This is a genomic window from Aeromicrobium sp., assembly GCF_050700635.1.
Taxonomy (GTDB): Bacteria; Actinomycetota; Actinomycetes; order Propionibacteriales; family Nocardioidaceae; genus Aeromicrobium.
The window spans coordinates 1-15,891 of sequence record NZ_JBOHDT010000038.1; the positions used below are offsets into that span (position 1 = coordinate 1).

The following is a 15,891-nucleotide window of genomic DNA, read 5'->3' on the forward strand; positions in this document are numbered from 1 at the left end:
TCGGAGAGAATCTTGTCGGCGGTCGGGTCCTGCGCGATGGTCAGCATGTGGCACATCCTTCCACCGGTGCCAGTTCGGGAACACCGACCGACGGCATGCCGAGGCCGACCGAGCTCACCTCGGTCCGGCCCTGGCGCGCCTCCCAGGCGTCGCCGGCCCGGGTGCGGCGGTAGGTCGTCGGCGCACTGTCTCCGAGCAGGTGGTGGGGTGCCGCCTGGGTGACCTCGACCTCGACGAGGTCCCCTGGTCTGATGTCGGTGTCACCCAGGACGAAGTGGACGAGACGGTTGTCGCGGGCCCGGCCGGTCAGACGAGCGGTGGCGTCGTCCTTCTTGCCCCTCGTGTCGGACACCAGCAGCTCGACGGTGGACCCGACGAGTCGCTGGTTCTCCTCCCACGCGATCTCGTTCACGAGCGTCACAAGGCGGTCGTAGCGCTCCTGCACGACCTCCTTCGGGATCTGGTCGGTCAGCTCCGCGGCCGGCGTGCCGGGGCGCGGTGAGTACTGGAAGGTGAAGGCGCTCGCGTAACGGGCCTGTCGTACGACGTCGAGCGTCTCGGTGAAGTCGTCGTCGGTCTCGCCCGGGAACCCGACGATGATGTCGGTGGTGATGGCGGCGTTCGGCATCGCGTCTCGGACGCGGTCGAGGATGCCGATGTACTTCTCGCGCCGGTACGACCTCTTCATGGTGCGGAGCACGCGGTCGGAACCACTCTGCAGCGGCATGTGCAGCTGGGGCATGACGTTGGGCGTCTCAGCCATGGCAGCGATGACGTCGTCGGTGAAGTCCTTGGGATGGGGACTGGTGAACCGCACCCGTTCGAGCCCCTCGATGGCGCCACAAGCCCGAAGCAGCTTGCCGAAGGCCTGCCGGTCGCCGAAACCGGTGCCGTAGGAGTTGACGTTCTGTCCGAGCAGTGTCACCTCGACGACCCCGTCGGCCACGAGGGCCTCGACCTCGGCGAGCACGTCGCCCGGCCGGCGGTCGTTCTCCTTGCCGCGCAGGCTCGGCACGATGCAGAACGTGCAGGTGTTGTTGCACCCCACGCTGATCGAGACCCAGGCCGCGAACACCGAGTCGCGCTTGGTCGGCAGCGTCGACGGGAACACCTCGAGCGCCTCGAGGATCTCGACCTGGGACTCCTCCTGGATGCGGGCGCGCTCAAGCAGGACCGGCAGAGAGCCGATGTTGTGAGTGCCGAAGACGACGTCGACGTACGGCGCCCGGTCCGTGATCGTGTCGCGGTCCTTCTGTGCCAGGCACCCGCCGACGGCGATCTGCATCCCGGGATTCGCGGCCTTGACGCTCGCGACGCGGCCGAGGTTGCCGTACAGCTTGTTGTCGGCGTTCTCACGCACGGCGCAGGTGTTGAACACGACGAGATCCGGGACTCCGGAGGCGGCCGGTGCGTACCCGGCCGTCTCGAGCAGCCCGCTCAGCCGCTCGCTGTCGTGCACGTTCATCTGGCACCCGTAGGTGCGCACCTCGTACGTCTTTGTCATAGCCAGACAAGGGTACGTGCCAGGTGTCGATTGGATTGCGGAGTGATTCACTCTTGCCCCACGACCCACTACGAACGCTAGGTTGACGTGCATGGTCGACACCCCCATGGTCGCGATGCACGGCGTACAGAAGTGGTTCGGTGATCTTCACGTCCTGCAAGACATCGAGCAGGTGGTGGCTTCCGGCGAGGTGGTCGTCGTCATCGGGCCGTCCGGCGGAGGCAAGTCGACGCTGTGCCGGGCCATCAACCGACTCGAGACGATCGACGAGGGCGTCATCGAGATCGACGGCCAGAAGCTCCCCTCCGAGGGCAAAGCCCTGGCCCGGCTGCGCGCCGACGTCGGCATGGTGTTCCAGTCGTTCAACCTCTTCGCGCACAAGACCGTGCTCGAGAACGTCACCGTCGGACCCATCAAGGTGCGCGGGCACAAGAAGGCGGACGCCGACAAACGCGCGCACGAACTCCTCGAGCGCGTCGGCGTCGAAGCCCAGGCCGCCAAGCTCCCCGCTCAGCTCTCCGGCGGTCAGCAGCAGCGCGTCGCCATCGCCCGCTCGCTGGCGATGGATCCCAAAGTCATGCTCTTCGACGAGCCGACGTCCGCGCTCGACCCCGAGATGATCAAAGAAGTCCTCGACACCATGGTCGATCTCGCCAAGGGCGGCATGACGATGATCGTCGTCACCCACGAGATGGGCTTCGCGCGCACCGCCGCCGACCGCGTCCTGTTCATGTCCGAGGGCCGGATCGTCGAGGAGAACACCCCCGAGGAGTTCTTCACCAATCCACGCACCGATCGGGCCAAGGACTTCCTCGGCAAGATCATCAAGCACTAAACCCACCAGGGAAGGAATCACATGAAGTTCCGAACAGCACGATGGGCCGCCGTTGCGGCGGCCGCGGTGCTCACCGTCTCGGCCTGCGGCGACGCCGGCGAAGAGGGTGGCGACGCAGCCGCGGCGAACGAGTACGAGGTCGTCGACAGTCCCGAGCTCGAGGGCCGCGCAGCAGAGCTCGCCGAGGCGGGCAAGATCAAGATCGGTGTCAAGTTCGACCAGCCCGGCATCGGGTTCAAGGGAGCCACCGACGACGTCCCGACCGGCTTCGACCCGGAGATGGGCAAGATCATCGCCGGTCAGCTCGGACTCGAGCCCGACGCCATCGAGTGGGTCGAGGCGATCTCCGACAACCGTGAGCCGTTCCTGCAGCAGGGCACGGTCGACCTCGTCATCGCGTCGTACTCGATCACGGACGAGCGTCGCCAGATCGTCGGCCAGGCAGGTCCGTACTACGTCACCGGCCAGCAGCTCCTGGTCGCCGCCGACGACGACAGCATCGCGGGTCCGGATGACCTCAAGGGCAAGAAGGTCTGCTCGGTCACCGGCTCCACGTCGATCGCCACGGTCGAGGAGGAGTACGGCGCCGATCCGGCCGGGTTCGACACGTACTCCGAATGCGTCGACCAGCTGACGAACGGATCCGTCGACGCGGTCACGACTGACGGTGCCATTCTGCTCGGCTACGCCGCAGAGGATCCCGACGCCCTCAAGGTCGTCGGCGAACCGTTCTCCGAGGAGCGCTACGGCATCGGCTACAGCGCCGACAGCCCGGAGATGTGCGAGTTCCTGAACGGCGCCATTGAGAACGCGTTCGAGAACGGCGACTGGAAGAAGGCGTTCGACGCCACGCTGTCCGAGGGCGGCGGCGAGGCGGGCGAGCCACCGGCAGTCGATCCCTGCGAGTGAAACCGGCGACGGTGTGGGCCTGCGCGACGCGGGCCCACACCGTCGCGCCGCACCGACCGCTGACGACGCCGAGGAGGTGACGTGGACGCCTTTCGCGAGAACTCGGACCTGGTCCTCGAAGGGTTCTGGAGCACCCTGAAGCTGCTGGGGGTGTCCGGAGCCATCGCGATGGTGGTGGGCACGCTGGTGGCGGTGGCCCGCGTCTCGCCGGTTCCGATCCTGCGCGGTGTCGGAACGACCTACGTCACGATCTTCCGCAACACGCCGCTGCTCATCCTCATCCTGATCACGTACTACGGACTGCCGGAGATCGGCATCGACTTCGGGTTCTTCATCAACATCTCGCTGGCAATGGGCCTCTACACCGCGTCGTTCGTCACCGAGGCAATCCGTTCGGGTATCAACGGCATCGACCTCGGACAGGCCGAGGCTGCGCGGTCCGTCGGCATGCCGTTCGGCATGACCATGACTCAGGTGATCCTCCCGCAGGCGTTCCGGCTCGTCGTCCCGCCGCTCGCCAGCGTCTTCATCGCCTTGACGAAGAACACGTCGCTCGCGGCCGCGTTCGGCATTGCCGAGGCGACGTTCCGCATGCGCGGCCTCACCAACGACTATGCAACCGAACGCATCCAGATCTTCCTCGGCATCGCGCTCGGATACATCGTCATCGTCGAGGCCATCTCGTTCGGTGCCAATCGATTCGAACGACGTTGGGCGGTGAAGTAGTCGTGAGCAACGCAAGCGTCCTGTTCGACGCCCCAGGGCCGCAGGCGCTTCGTCGGTACAAGATCACTGCTGCCGTGACCGTCATCGGCATCATCGCGGTCATCGCGCTCGTGGTCTGGAAGCTCTACGTTGAGGACCAGTTCACCGCAGAGAGGTGGGAACCGTTCGTCACTCCGGCGATCATCGAGCTGCTGATCGAGGGCTTGGTGGACACCTTGCTCGCCGCCGGCGTGGCGATCGTGGGTGCTGTTGTGTTCGGCGTGATCTTCGGTGTCGGCAAGTTGAGCGACCATGCTCTCGTTCGCTGGCCGTCCTGGACGATCGTCGAGTTCTTCCGCGCCGTCCCGCTGCTACTGCTGATCATCTTCATCTGGGGTTTGCAGGGTTTCCCACTCGGGACGCTCGTCCCGCTCATTCTTGGGCTCATCCTCTACAACGGCTCGGTGCTCGCCGAAGTTTTCCGAGCCGGGATCAATGCCGTGCCGAAGGGGCAGAGCGAGGCGGCGTTCGCGCTCGGCATGCGCAAGAACCAGGTCATGCGGATCGTGCTGCTTCCCCAGGCGGTCAAGATCATGCTGCCGGCGATCATCAGCCAGTGCATCGTCGCGCTCAAGGATACGAGCCTGGGCTACGTCATCCTCGCGCCCGGGCTCACCTTCGTGGGTCGCGCCATCTGGCGTGATTTCGCCAACCGCCTCGCCACGGCGCTCGTGCTGGCTGCCATCTACATCGTGCTGAACCTGCTGCTCTCATGGCTGGCCGAATACCTGCAGAGGCGGATGGGCACGCCGAAGGTCGACCTTGTCGGCGGGATCGTGAAGACACAGCCCGACGCCGGCGCCATCTGAGCGGGCGGCACTGCGGTCGGCTGAGTCAGCTCTTCGGCGTCACCCAGAGGCGGATCGTGCCCTCCACAACGACGGTGCCGTCTTTGCGGGTGGCCTTGACCGTCACCGGCACGTCGGGGGCCCCGGCCCAGTCGGCTTCCGTCGTCTCGGCGGTGCAGGTCAGGTCAGTGGTCGACTTCGCGAGGTACTCGACCTCCATGCCCTTGGGCAGCCAGCGGTGGTCCTTCGGCGTGGTCGCCTCGGCGAGCAGGCCCATCGCCGCCTCGAGCCCGTTGCAGACGGCGATGGCGTGCACGGTGCCGATGTGATTCTGCACGCTGCGCCGCTTCGGGATCGTGATCTCGGCGTAGTGCGGACGCATCTCGCGCACAGTCAGGTGGATTGACGCGAAGTAGGGCGCCTTCTGGCTGAACAGGATCGAGAACAGGCGGCGTCCCTGCGGGAGGGCGGTGGTCTTGGTGTACAGGTCGAGGGTCGAGGGCATGCCCGGAGTCTAGGACCGTGACACCAGTGCTGTCAGCGTCGGCCTCGTCATATCAGTCGAGCACGGCGGCGCGGATGCACAGGACGTCGGGCAGGTTGGCGCGCACCTCGGCCCAGGTGCCGCCCTCGTCGTTGCTCACCCACACCGCGCCGTGCCGGGTGCCGACGTAGAGACCGACCGGGTCGGCCGTGTCGCAGCTGAAGCCGTCGCGGAGCACCGCGGTGTGCGCCTCGGTCGGCAGACCCGGCCCGGTCTCGCGCCACGTCTCCCCCGCGTCGTCGGATCGCCAGATGGCCGGCTTGCCGGACGGCGGGAAGCGCTCGATGTCGGCCACCAGCGGGAAGACGTAGATCGTGTCGGGTCGGTGCGGGTGGGCCACGATGGGGAACCCGAAGTCTGCCGGCAGCCCGTCGGCGATGGACTTCCACGACCGGCCGGCGTCGTCGCTGCGGAACACTCCGCCGTGGTTCTGGGCGTAGAGCTTGTCGGGATCGCCGGCGTCCATCGCGATCTTGTGCACGCACTGGCCGTACTCGGGCGTCTCGCCGGGGATGAAGTCGGCGCCGATTCCGCGGTTGTACGGCGTCCAGGTGCCCCCGCCGTCCTCGGTGCGGTAGACGCCGCCGGTCGACATCGCCACCGTGACAACCTGCGGGTCGCTCGGGTGCGGCACGATCGTGTGGATGGCCTGGCCGCCACCTCCGGGCTGCCAGGTAGGCCGGTGCGGGTGATCCCAGAGTGCACGCATGAGCTCGAACGTCTCGCCGCCGTCGTCGGAGCGGAAGACGGCGGACGGCTCGGTGCCGGCGTAGACCACACCGGCCTGGTCGTCCGGGGCGGGCCGGAGCTGCCAGATGCGCTCGAGGGCAGCGCCGGTCTCCTCGGGGAAGCGGATCGCCCCACCCGGCGTCTCCTCCCAGGATCGAGCGAGGTCATCGGACCGGAACACCTGCGGGCCCCAGTGCGGGCTGGTCGCCCCGGCGAGCAGGCGGGGATGGTCTGGACGGCCGTCGATGGCGACCGAGTAGATCTCTTGCATCGGGAACTGCGGCGCGTCCCAGGTCCAGGACGCTCGGTCCGCGTCGGATCGTCCCACGAACAGGCCCTTGCGGGTGCCCACCATCAGCAGGGTTTCCGCCATGGCCCCTCCTCAGTGACTATTCCTACTTGGAACAGTACGCTAGTCATGTGACGTCCAGCCTGTCAACGACTTCGTACGCCCTCCTCGGGCTCCTGGTGTTCGACCAGGAGACCTCCGAGGGAGGCATGACGGGCTACGAGCTCAAACAGCGGGCCGACCGGACGTTGCGCTTCTACTGGGTCTCCCCCGCGATGAGCCAGATCTACACCGAGCTGGAGCGGCTCGACCGACACGGCTTCGTGACCTCGACCGAGGTGGAGGACGGGAAACGAACCACCAAGCGCTTCGCGATCACCGCGCAGGGTCGCAAGGCCCTGGACGCATGGTTGCGCACGTCGTCCACAGATTTCCCGGTCCTCAAGCACCCGATCGCACTTCGGCTGATGATGGGCAGCCTCATGGACCCGAGTGAGCTCACCGCCATGCTGGACGACTATCTCGACCAGCTCACCGAACGTCGTAGCGACCTCGAGTCCGTGCGCGAGATGCTCAGCGACCGGAGCGACGTGACCTTCCCCGCGCGGGTGGCCGAATGGGGCCTGGCCTTCTACGCCTCCGAGGCGGAGACCGTGGAGCGGATCCGCAAGGACCTCGACTGAACCGAGGAAATCCTGCTTAGGCTGACAGCACGATGCCACTCCGGGTTCTGCTGCTGGTGAGCTCCATGACGCTTGCCGGCTGCACCGCGGCCGACCGAGTTGTGCCGGAACCCTCGACGAGTCCGGAGCGGACGTACGACATGCCGGTCGCCCTCGTGGTGCATCACGGCCGTGATGTCGACGAGCTGTCCGCCGCAGATGCCGAGGCGGTGATCGCCGGCAAGATCGACGACTGGGCGGAACTGGGGCAGAAAGCCGGTCCGATGCGGGTCGTCGGCGCCGTGCCGGAGGCCAAGGGCGTCGAGACCGCCGATGATGCATCGGCCGTCGTGGACACCGTTGCGGACGACCGTTCTGCGATCGGGATCGTACCGGCCGATGCCGTCACTCCTCGTGTGCGAGCCATCGAGGTCGATGGTCTCGACGCGCTCCGCGGCGACCCGCGCTATCCGTTGACCACCCCGGTCGCCGACATCCCCGAGCCCGTGCTGGTCACGGCGATCACCGGCGACATCATGCTCGGAAGACGCGTCGGCCAGTACCTGCGTGCCGAGGATGACCCGGCGAAGGTGATGCGCCCGTTCGCGAACCGACTGGCGGCCGCCGATGTCACGGTCGGCAACTTGGAGTCGACCCTGTCCACGGACGGCTCCCCCACCCAGGGCGGTGACTCGTTCGGCACCGATCCTTCGGCGATCCGGGCGCTCGAGCTGGCCGGGTTCGACGTGGTGTCCCTGGCGAACAACCACTTCGGCGACTTCGGCCGGCGGGCGATGCTCGACACCGTCAGGACGCTGGTCGACAGCCGGATCAAGCCCGTCGGTGGAGGGCGAAACCTCGCGAAGGCCCGGGGGCCGGCGGTCGTCGAGCGTCGCGGCGTACGGATCGGGTTCATCGCGACCGACTCGATCGGAGAGACACCGAGGGCACGGCGTGACAGTCCGGGCACGAACCGGATCAACGCTCCCCCGCGCACCGGGCCACTCGACCAGCGCGCCCTGAATCGCGTGCGAGGCGACATCCGAAGGCTCGACGGCAAGGTCGAAGTCGTCGTCGTCCTCGCGCACTGGGGCGACCAGTACACGAACCAGCCCGTCGGGAGTCAGCGACGCATCGCCCGCGCCTTCGTCGACGCCGGTGCCGACCTGGTGGTGGGAGGGCACCCGCACTGGGTTCAGGGGTGGGAGCCGATCGGCGAGTCGACCGTCGTGCACTCGCTCGGAAACTTCGTGTTCGACATGGACTTCATGCGTGAGACACAGGAGGGTCTGCTGCTGGAGATGGTGACGCGCGGCGACACGGTCGTCGCGCTCGACACCACGCCGTATGTGATCGGTACCCGCGACTTCACCCCTCGCCCGGTGAAGGACCGGGGACGCGTGAAGGCCATCTACGATCTCGTGCGCGAGTCGAGCAGGCCGCCGTTCGACGAGCTGCGTCCGTGAGTCAGGATCCCGGGACGTCCAGCCATGCGGTCATGGTGGCGCCGACCCGCTGGAGCTGACGCCGGTCGACGACTCTTGGGAGGTCGCGGGCCGAGTGATAGGCCGCGTACGGGACGCTGCCGACCCGCGCTGACGGCAGGTCGGACCGCTCGAACGACCAGTGGTCGCTGGCGCGGTTGTCGGCACACGTCGTGGTCGGGATGTCTGCATCTCTCGCGGACCTCACCAGTTGGCCACGCACGCGTTTCGTTCCCGAACCGCCGATGCACAGCGGGACCGCTCGGGCACGCACGCCGACCCGGTCGAGCGAGACCATGGCGCGCATCGCCTCGCGCTCAGAGGCGGAGAGGCGCTTGACATAGGCCTGGGACCCGAAATGGTGCATGTTGTCGCCCGGGCCGCGCGGCTCCTCGGAGGTGAAGGCAATGAAGCGAACAGGCCGGTCGTCGCTGACGTGCAGCCGCGCGAGCTCGAGCATCACTGCGACACCGGAGGCATTGTCCTCGGCTCCGGGAGCTTGCGGCACGGTGTCGAGATGGGCGCCGACGATGCGGTGCGGCACCTCGTCGTCGAACCCGGCTGGTGAGGCGATGATGTTGGGCGTCCGGCCGGCCGGGACGTCGATGCCCCAGGAGTTGCCGGACGGGACGTTGACCTCTTGACGAACCACGTCGTAACCCAGGTCGATGAAGCGCTCTGCCACCCAGTCGGCGGCCTGCTGGTAGGCGTCGGAGGTTCCATGCCGTGGACCGATCTCGCGGGCCAGGTGACGAATGTCGTCGAGCACGCGCGGCACCTCGAACTCCCGGGGAGGCTCCGGGGTGTCACTCGGTGTTTTCGTCGGGGTGGGACTGGTCGACGGCGTGGGCTCTGGATCTGGTGATGATGACGTGCACGCGGTCAGCACCACAGTCGTCGCGATCACGGCCCCGACGCGAAGCACGCCCATGGTCACTCAACGAACCGCGACAGAGGATCGCTCCCTAGGCCGTGTCTGGTGACCCCGCAGTCGATCCGGGCATCATCCGCGCCCGGCTGACAATCCCCCACGGGCAGGCCCGCGGGAGGTTCCCCCACCGAGGGCCGAAGCAATACCGGGTTGTCTAGCGAGGACCGAGAACGCAGTCAGCCGGGATGCGGGGGCGTCCGGGCTGAGCGGGGGTTTACCAGACACGGCCTACGTGCTCTCGAGATCGTGGAGCGGGGCCGCCTCCAGCTCGGCTCTCACGACGTCGAACGCGACCTGCGGTGCGTAGCCCTTGCGGGCGAGCATGCCGGTGAGCCGCCGGATCTGCGTGGTGGAGTCGAGCCCGCGCATGGAGCGGAGCTTCTTCTGGACCAGGCGGTGGGCGTTCTGTCGTTCGACTTCCGGGTCGAGCTCGGCCAGCACCTCGCGTGACGTGTCGTCGTCGATGCCCTTGCGCCGTAGCTCCATGGCCAGGACCTTGGCGGCGACTCCGCGGCTGCGCTGCCGCGACTGCACCCAGGAGCGTGCGAAGTCCTCGTCGTCGATCAACCCGACCTCCTCGAAACGGTCGAGGACCCGGTCGGCGACGTCGGCGGGAACGTGCTTCTTCGCGAGCGACTCGGCCAGCTCGGCCCTGCTGCGGGGCTGGTCGGTCAGCCTCCGCAGCAGGATCGTGCGGGCCACCGACTCGGGGTCGGCCTCAGGATCGGTGTTGTCGGCGGGAGGCTCCTGCCGAGCCGGCTGTGACATGGCGCGGTCAGAACTCGATGGTGGCAGGTGGTTCGGTGACGGGATCGTCGGCCGGCTGGTCGACCTGTGGCCCGACCCCCATGTGCTCCTTGAGGCGCTTCTCGAGCTCGTCGGCGAGGTCGGGGTTGTCCTTGAGGAACTGGCGGGCGTTCTCCTTGCCCTGACCGAGCTGGTCGCCCTCGTACGTGTACCAGGCGCCGGCCTTGCGGACCATGCCCGCCTCGACGCCGACGTCGATGAGACTGCCTTCGCGGCTGATTCCCTGGCCGTACATGATGTCGAACTCGGCCTGCTTGAACGGCGGCGCCAGCTTGTTCTTGACGACCTTGATGCGGGTGCGGTTACCGACCATGTCGGTGCCGTCCTTGAGCGTCTCGATGCGCCGGACGTCGAGCCGGACCGACGCGTAGAACTTGAGCGCCTTGCCACCTGTCGTCGTCTCAGGACTTCCGAACATGACCCCGATTTTTTCGCGGAGCTGGTTGATGAAGACGGCCGTGGTGCCTGAACCGTTGATGGCGCCGGTCATCTTGCGCAGCGCCTGGCTCAGGAGGCGGGCCTGGAGCCCGACGTGGCTGTCGCCCATCTCGCCGTCGATCTCGGCACGCGGCACCAGAGCCGCGACGGAGTCGATGACGATGATGTCGAGCGCGCCGGAACGGATCAGCATGTCGGCGATCTCGAGAGCCTGCTCACCGCTGTCGGGCTGGGAGATGAGCAAGGCGTCGGTGTCGACGCCCAGCTTGCGGGCGTACTCGGGATCGAGTGCGTGCTCGGCGTCGATGAACGCCGCGACACCGCCGGCCTTCTGGGCGTTGGCGACCGCGTGCAGGGCCACCGTGGTCTTGCCCGAGGACTCCGGGCCATAGATCTCGACGACCCGGCCGCGGGGCAGCCCGCCGATGCCGAGGGCGATGTCGAGGGCCGTGGCTCCGGTGGGGATGACGTCGATGGGTGCGCGGGTGCGCTCGCCCAGACGCATGACCGCGCCCTTGCCGTGGGCGCGATGGATCTGGGCGACGGCGTTGTCGAGGGCCTTGTCGCGGTCGGCGTTCTCGCGGCTGGGGTTCTCGCGACCGTTGCTGTTGCGGGCAGGAATGTCACGTTCGGGGGTCTTGGGAGGCATCGCAGAGATCCGTTTCTCTCGGTGGGCGGCCGGTTGTCTTCGACGCTAGGAGGACCCTCAGACATTCGTGGGCCTCATCGACCCGCCTGTGGATGACGTCCTCGTCGCGTCAACCTGTGCACGACACTAGTACGAACACGTGTTCGAGCAGGCGCGACACGCCGACCGCATGAGAACGGTGAGCGTCAGCGTTCAGACGGTGGGAGCTCGAGCGTCTGGTGCACGGCTCGCCACACCGTCTTCGGCGTCTCCCCTGCGTCGAGTGCCTCGCGGGCGGTGCGGCCGTCGAGGGCACGCATCACCTGCGTGTCCGCCCACACCCGCGCATAGCCGACGCCGAGCTGGCGTTCCATGCGCTCCCAGAACTCGCTGTGCCGCACTAGGCGGCGGAGACGGAGACGTCGCCCGGCGTGATGGAGGAGACGCTGGCCAGGTCGGTGGCCTCCTCGATCGCGAGCAGGGCGCTGACGTCGAGCAGAAGGCGGGAGAGCGGGACGTCGAGGGCTCCGGCCAGAGCGGCCAGCAGCTCGGAGCTCGGCTCCTTCTGACCTCGCTCGACCTCGGAGATGTAGCCGAGGCTGACGCGGGCGCGGGCCGAGACGTCGCGGAGCGTGAGCCCCTGGGCGATCCGGCGAGCACGGAGCACTTCGCCGACGAGCTGTCGCATTGCGGTCATCGAGCACCTCCCTGCATCGGATCCATACCCACTCAACCGTCGGACACGTCGGTTGATTCCCCCAGCCTACCGACGAGCAAAGACAGGGCGGCGTCGACGGTCTGCTCGCGAATGGATCGCCGATCCCCTTGGAACGACAAGTCGCGGGTGACGACGCCATCGGGCCCGGCCACGGCGATGTGAACCGTGCCGGCCGGCTTGCCCTCGCTCGGATCGGGTCCGGCGACACCGGTGGTCGAGACACCCCACGTGGCGCCGACCCGCTCCAGCGCTCCGGTGGCCATCTGCGCGGCGGTGACGGGATGAACGCTGCCGTGCTCACGGATCGTGTCGGCACCGACACCGAGGAGGTCGATCTTGACGTCGGACGCGTATGCCACCACCCCACCGCGGACGACGTCGGACGCCCCGGGCACGTCGACGAGCGCTGCGCACAGCAGACCTCCGGTCAACGACTCGGCGGTCGCGACGGTCGCCCCTGCCTGCCGCAACGCCTCGATGACCTCGGAGGCCGGCGAGCTCACACCCTCGACTTCTGCTCACGCCGCATGACGACGGCGTCGCGGACGTACTGGACGGCGGTGAGGATCGTGATGGCGAGCGCCGCGGCCATCGCGACGTGGGTGGTCCAGCGCAGCACCTGACTGATGGTGTTGTCCCAGATCTCGAACGGGAGCAGGTAGCCGCCGATGGCGACCGCCTGCAGGGTCGTCTTGATGCGACCGCCCTGGCTGGCCGGCATGACGCCGTACTTCTTGACCACGAAGCGCATCAGGGTGATGCCCCACTCGCGGACCAGCAGCACGATCGTGACCCACCACCAGAGGACCCCGATGATCGACAGCCCCACGAAGGCCATGCCGGTGAGCGCCTTGTCGGCGATGGGGTCGGCGAGCTTGCCGAAGTTGGTGACGAGTCCGCGGCTACGAGCGATGTCGCCGTCGATGCGGTCGGTGATCATGAGCAGGACGAATGCGACGAACGCCCAGAGGCGGTAGCCGACGTCGTCACCGCCGTCGGTGAGGAGCAGCCAGCCGAAGATCGGCACCCCGGCGATGCGCAGCACGGTCAGTGCGTTCGCGATGTTGAGGTTGCTGGGCGGCGCGGCCGTCTCCATGGAGGTCCTTCGGTGACGTGAAGCAGACGTTCTAGTATGCCGCTGCTGAACGTCGACGCGCCAATTGAACCTCGGCCTCGGCCGGTGAGACGTTCGTCGCAAAGCCCACCGGCGCGTCGTAGATGCGCAACCCGTCGTGGCTGATGACCTTGACCCGGGCGTCGTGCCGAAGGCCCGCCCGGGGCTCGACGCGGATCTCGCCGAGCTCGCTCCACAGGAGGCCGATCCAGCTGTCACCGTGGCGCATGCGCACGCCATGATCGTCGGCGACGAACAGCGGAGTTCGGGAGTCGCCTGCCCCGGGCAGGGTGATGACGCCCAGGGCGGCCAGCAGGGCGGCCGGGATGGCGAGCCAGTAGTTCTCGCGGACGACCGCCAGAACGCCGAACCCGGCGGCGATCAGCAACGACGCGACCGTGAGGCCGACGTACAGTCCGGTGCGGCGCAGGATGACGAACGGTGCCGCATCGAAGACCACGGGCTCCGGCGTCGTCATCGAGGCCTCCCCTTCACTCAGCACTGATGCTCGCCATGACGTCGTCGAGGTCGTCCGACTTGATGAGCACGTCGCGTGCCTTGGAACCTTCGCTTGGTCCCACAATGCCACGGCTTTCGAGGATGTCCATGAGGCGCCCGGCCTTGGCGAAGCCGACCCGCAGCTTGCGCTGGAGCATCGACGTCGATCCGAACTGCGTCGTGACGACGAGCTCGATCGCCTGGAGGACCAGGTCCATGTCATCGCCGATGTCGTCGTCCAGCTCGCGCCTGCTCTGCTGCGAAGCGGTGACGTCGTCGCGGTACACCGGTTGCAGCTGCTGCTTGCAGTGGTCGACGACCTGCTTGATCTCGGCCTCGGTGATCCAGGCTCCCTGCATGCGCATCGACTTGTTGGCGCCCATCGGCAGGAACAGCCCGTCGCCCTGGCCGACGAGCTTCTCGGCACCCGGCTGGTCGAGGATGACCCGGCTGTCGGTGATCGAGCTGGTGGCGAACGAGAGCCGGCTCGGCACGTTGGCCTTGATCAGCCCGGTGACGACGTCCACCGACGGTCTCTGGGTCGCCAGGACCAGGTGGATGCCGGCGGCGCGCGCCAGCTGGGTGATCCTGACGATGGCGTCCTCGACATCTCTGGGAGCAACCATCATGAGGTCGGCGAGCTCGTCGACGACGACGAGCAGGTACGGATAGGGGGCGAGCTCGCGCTCGCTCCCCGGCGGGACCTGCAGCGTGCCGGACCGGACGGCCTTGTTGAAGTCGTCGATGTGGCGGAATCCGAAGTGGGAGAGGTCGTCGTAGCGCAGGTCCATCTCGCGCACGACCCACTGCAACGCCTCGGCCGCCTTCTTGGGGCTGGTGATGATCGGTGTGATCAGGTGCGGAATGCCGTCGTACGCCGTCAGCTCGACCCGCTTGGGATCGATCATGATCATCCGGACCTCGTCGGGCGTCGAGCGCATCAGGACCGAGGCGACCATGGAGTTGACGAAGCTCGACTTGCCCGACCCGGTCGCGCCGGCGACGAGCAGGTGCGGCATCTTCGCGAGGTTGGCCACCACGAAGCCGCCCTCGACGTCCTTGCCGAGGCCGATGACCATCGGGTGGTGGTCGCTGCGCGCCTTGGCGGAGCGCAGCACGTCACCGAGGGAGACCATCTCCTTGTCGATGTTGGGGATCTCGACCCCGATCGCCGACTTGCCGGGGATCGGGGACAGGATGCGGACCTCGTTGGACGCCACGGCGTACGAGATGTTCTTCGACAGCGCGGTGACCTTCTCCACCTTCACCGCCGGCCCGAGCTCGACCTCGTAGCGGGTGACCGTGGGTCCGCGCATGTAGCCGGTGACCTGGGCGTCGATCTCGAACTGCTCGAGCACCTCGGTGAGCCGCTCGACCACCGCGTCGGACGCCTTGGAACGCGCCTTGTGCGGGCTCCCCTCGCGCAGCACCTTGCTGTCGGGAAGCGTGTAGACGACGTCGCCGGAGAGGGCGAGCTGCTCGGCCCGGACCGGGAGGGGCTCCATCGGCGGCCGGACCTGCTCCGTCTCCTCCGAGTCGTCAGGCTCGGGCCTGGTGGGCTTGACCGGAACCTGGCGGTCCTCGTCCGGGCCGTCGATCAGCGGGTTCTCGAACGGCTCGCTCGGCGACGTGCGGGGGTGGCGCTTGCGCTTCGACTCGTCCTCGGGGGTCTCGGCGTCGCGGCCGAGGGCGTTGTCGCGAAGCGAGCGCACCCGCTCGGGAACGGCATGCAGCGGGGTTCCGGTGACGACCAGCAGGCCGAAGACGATCACGAGCACCAGCAGGGGCGCCACGACGTAGTCGCTCTTCAGGAGATCGACGAGGATCGCCGAGAACAGGAAGCCGACCGCTCCGCCGGCCTCACGAACGGCGGGCATGTCGTCGGGGCGCGGCACACCGTGAGACAGGTGCACGAGCCCGAGGATGCCTCCGCAGGTCGCGGCCCAGCCGATGACCTGACGTCCGGCGGGGCCGTTGCGGTCGGGATGGCGCAGGGTGCGCCAGGCGATGACGGCGAGCACGATGGGCACGGCCCAGGCGAGCAGCCCGACGCTGCCGGTGCAAGCGGCTCGCACGCCGTGGCCCACCGCTCCGGGGATCTGCCACCACACCGACGCCGCTACGACGATCGCCAGACCGAGGACGGTGAAGCCGACTCCGTCGCGACGCTGCTCCTTCTCGAGGTCGCCGGCGGAGTGGCCGATGCTGCGCGCGACGGCGCCCACGGCCCCGGCCAGGCCGAGCCAGA

At 67.8% G+C, this 15,891-nt stretch carries 18 protein-coding genes; 6 read left to right on the forward strand and 12 right to left on the reverse strand.

The features are described 5' to 3' along the window. Positions 1–40: 40 nt before the first annotated feature. Positions 41–1,504 (reverse strand): tRNA (N6-isopentenyl adenosine(37)-C2)-methylthiotransferase MiaB, encoded by a 1,464-nt coding sequence (gene miaB / locus ACRDPN_RS02495; protein WP_431445744.1) that lies wholly within the window; start codon positions 1,502–1,504, stop codon positions 41–43. 91 nt (positions 1,505–1,595) lie between these two features. Here miaB and ACRDPN_RS02500 point away from each other — a divergent pair, with 91 nt between their 5' ends. The 4 genes from ACRDPN_RS02500 to ACRDPN_RS02515 all read left to right on the forward strand — a co-directional run bounded on the left by ACRDPN_RS02500 (position 1,596) and on the right by ACRDPN_RS02515 (position 4,822). Beyond that, positions 1,596–2,339 carry an amino acid ABC transporter ATP-binding protein gene (locus ACRDPN_RS02500; protein ID WP_431445745.1) on the forward strand — a complete coding sequence of 248 codons (744 nt, stop codon included), beginning with the start codon at positions 1,596–1,598 and terminating at the stop codon, positions 2,337–2,339. Positions 2,340–2,360: 21 nt separating this feature from the next. Then, on the forward strand, positions 2,361–3,248 hold the full coding sequence (locus ACRDPN_RS02505; protein ID WP_431445746.1) for a glutamate ABC transporter substrate-binding protein: 888 nt from the start codon (positions 2,361–2,363) through the stop codon (positions 3,246–3,248). A gap of 81 nt (positions 3,249–3,329) precedes the next feature. Beyond that, positions 3,330–3,974, forward strand: coding sequence for an amino acid ABC transporter permease (locus ACRDPN_RS02510; RefSeq protein ID WP_431445747.1), 645 nt, complete (start codon positions 3,330–3,332; stop codon positions 3,972–3,974). A gap of 2 nt (positions 3,975–3,976) precedes the next feature. Next, complete coding sequence (locus ACRDPN_RS02515; protein ID WP_431445748.1) at positions 3,977–4,822, forward strand: amino acid ABC transporter permease; 846 nt, start codon at positions 3,977–3,979, stop codon at positions 4,820–4,822. 25 nt (positions 4,823–4,847) lie between these two features. On the opposite strand, the gene ACRDPN_RS02520 is transcribed toward ACRDPN_RS02515, so the two are convergent. Both ACRDPN_RS02520 and ACRDPN_RS02525 read right to left on the reverse strand, forming a co-directional pair. Further along, a complete protein-coding gene (locus ACRDPN_RS02520) occupies positions 4,848–5,306 on the reverse strand; it encodes a hotdog fold domain-containing protein (RefSeq protein WP_431445749.1) in 459 nt (152 codons plus the stop codon). A 52-nt stretch (positions 5,307–5,358) separates the two neighbouring features. Then, positions 5,359–6,447, reverse strand: coding sequence for a WD40/YVTN/BNR-like repeat-containing protein (locus ACRDPN_RS02525; protein WP_431445750.1), 1,089 nt, complete (start codon positions 6,445–6,447; stop codon positions 5,359–5,361). 47 nt (positions 6,448–6,494) lie between these two features. Here ACRDPN_RS02525 and ACRDPN_RS02530 point away from each other — a divergent pair, with 47 nt between their 5' ends. Together ACRDPN_RS02530 and ACRDPN_RS02535 are read left to right on the forward strand one after the other, a co-directional pair. Beyond that, on the forward strand, positions 6,495–7,046 hold the full coding sequence (locus tag ACRDPN_RS02530; RefSeq protein ID WP_431445751.1) for a helix-turn-helix transcriptional regulator: 552 nt from the start codon (positions 6,495–6,497) through the stop codon (positions 7,044–7,046). Positions 7,047–7,078: 32 nt separating this feature from the next. Then, positions 7,079–8,491, forward strand: a complete 1,413-nt coding sequence (locus tag ACRDPN_RS02535) for a CapA family protein (RefSeq protein WP_431445752.1) — start codon at positions 7,079–7,081, stop codon at positions 8,489–8,491. A gap of 1 nt (position 8,492) precedes the next feature. On the opposite strand, the gene ACRDPN_RS02540 is transcribed toward ACRDPN_RS02535, so the two are convergent. The 9 genes from ACRDPN_RS02540 to ACRDPN_RS02580 form a co-directional block, all read right to left on the reverse strand. Then, positions 8,493–9,278, reverse strand: coding sequence for a M28 family metallopeptidase (locus ACRDPN_RS02540; protein ID WP_431445753.1), 786 nt, complete (start codon positions 9,276–9,278; stop codon positions 8,493–8,495). A 390-nt stretch (positions 9,279–9,668) separates the two neighbouring features. Continuing rightward, positions 9,669–10,208 carry a regulatory protein RecX gene (locus tag ACRDPN_RS02545; RefSeq protein WP_431445754.1) on the reverse strand — a complete coding sequence of 180 codons (540 nt, stop codon included), beginning with the start codon at positions 10,206–10,208 and terminating at the stop codon, positions 9,669–9,671. Positions 10,209–10,215: 7 nt separating this feature from the next. Further along, positions 10,216–11,334: a recombinase RecA gene (gene recA, locus ACRDPN_RS02550; RefSeq protein ID WP_431445755.1), complete on the reverse strand. Its 1,119-nt coding sequence runs from the start codon at positions 11,332–11,334 to the stop codon at positions 10,216–10,218. Between the two features lie 185 nt (positions 11,335–11,519). Further along, on the reverse strand, positions 11,520–11,714 hold the full coding sequence (locus ACRDPN_RS02555; protein ID WP_431445756.1) for a DUF3046 domain-containing protein: 195 nt from the start codon (positions 11,712–11,714) through the stop codon (positions 11,520–11,522). Continuing rightward, entirely contained in the window at positions 11,714–12,010 is a 297-nt protein-coding gene (locus ACRDPN_RS02560; protein WP_431445757.1) for a helix-turn-helix domain-containing protein, read from the reverse strand. Before ACRDPN_RS02560 ends, ACRDPN_RS02555 begins: the two co-directional genes overlap by 1 nt. Before the next feature lie 32 nt (positions 12,011–12,042). Then, positions 12,043–12,534 (reverse strand): CinA family protein, encoded by a 492-nt coding sequence (locus ACRDPN_RS02565; protein ID WP_431445758.1) that lies wholly within the window; start codon positions 12,532–12,534, stop codon positions 12,043–12,045. Beyond that, the gene (locus tag ACRDPN_RS02570) at positions 12,531–13,127 is read right to left on the reverse strand and encodes a CDP-alcohol phosphatidyltransferase family protein (RefSeq protein ID WP_431445759.1); all 597 of its coding nucleotides are present in this window, start codon (positions 13,125–13,127) and stop codon (positions 12,531–12,533) included. The genes ACRDPN_RS02565 and ACRDPN_RS02570 overlap by 4 nt, the downstream gene beginning before the upstream one ends. A 31-nt stretch (positions 13,128–13,158) precedes the next feature. After that, on the reverse strand, positions 13,159–13,623 hold the full coding sequence (locus ACRDPN_RS02575; protein ID WP_431445760.1) for a hypothetical protein: 465 nt from the start codon (positions 13,621–13,623) through the stop codon (positions 13,159–13,161). Between the two features lie 13 nt (positions 13,624–13,636). After that, positions 13,637–15,880 (reverse strand): DNA translocase FtsK 4TM domain-containing protein, encoded by a 2,244-nt coding sequence (locus tag ACRDPN_RS02580; protein ID WP_431445761.1) that lies wholly within the window; start codon positions 15,878–15,880, stop codon positions 13,637–13,639. Positions 15,881–15,891: the final 11 nt, after the last annotated feature.

Excerpts from the sequence above, each read along its gene's own strand:
- miaB (WP_431445744.1), bottom strand. The coding sequence starts at position 1,504 with ATGACAAAGACGTACGAGGTGCGCACCTACGGGTGCCAGATGAACGTG.
- ACRDPN_RS02500 (WP_431445745.1), top strand. The coding sequence starts at position 1,596 with ATGGTCGACACCCCCATGGTCGCGATGCACGGCGTACAGAAGTGGTTC.
- ACRDPN_RS02505 (WP_431445746.1), top strand. The coding sequence starts at position 2,361 with ATGAAGTTCCGAACAGCACGATGGGCCGCCGTTGCGGCGGCCGCGGTG.
- ACRDPN_RS02520 (WP_431445749.1), bottom strand. The coding sequence starts at position 5,306 with ATGCCCTCGACCCTCGACCTGTACACCAAGACCACCGCCCTCCCGCAG.
- ACRDPN_RS02525 (WP_431445750.1), bottom strand. The coding sequence starts at position 6,447 with ATGGCGGAAACCCTGCTGATGGTGGGCACCCGCAAGGGCCTGTTCGTG.
- ACRDPN_RS02535 (WP_431445752.1), top strand. The coding sequence starts at position 7,079 with ATGCCACTCCGGGTTCTGCTGCTGGTGAGCTCCATGACGCTTGCCGGC.
- ACRDPN_RS02545 (WP_431445754.1), bottom strand. The coding sequence starts at position 10,208 with ATGTCACAGCCGGCTCGGCAGGAGCCTCCCGCCGACAACACCGATCCT.
- recA (WP_431445755.1), bottom strand. The coding sequence starts at position 11,334 with ATGCCTCCCAAGACCCCCGAACGTGACATTCCTGCCCGCAACAGCAAC.
- ACRDPN_RS02560 (WP_431445757.1), bottom strand. The coding sequence starts at position 12,010 with ATGACCGCAATGCGACAGCTCGTCGGCGAAGTGCTCCGTGCTCGCCGG.
- ACRDPN_RS02570 (WP_431445759.1), bottom strand. The coding sequence starts at position 13,127 with ATGGAGACGGCCGCGCCGCCCAGCAACCTCAACATCGCGAACGCACTG.
- ACRDPN_RS02575 (WP_431445760.1), bottom strand. The coding sequence starts at position 13,623 with ATGACGACGCCGGAGCCCGTGGTCTTCGATGCGGCACCGTTCGTCATC.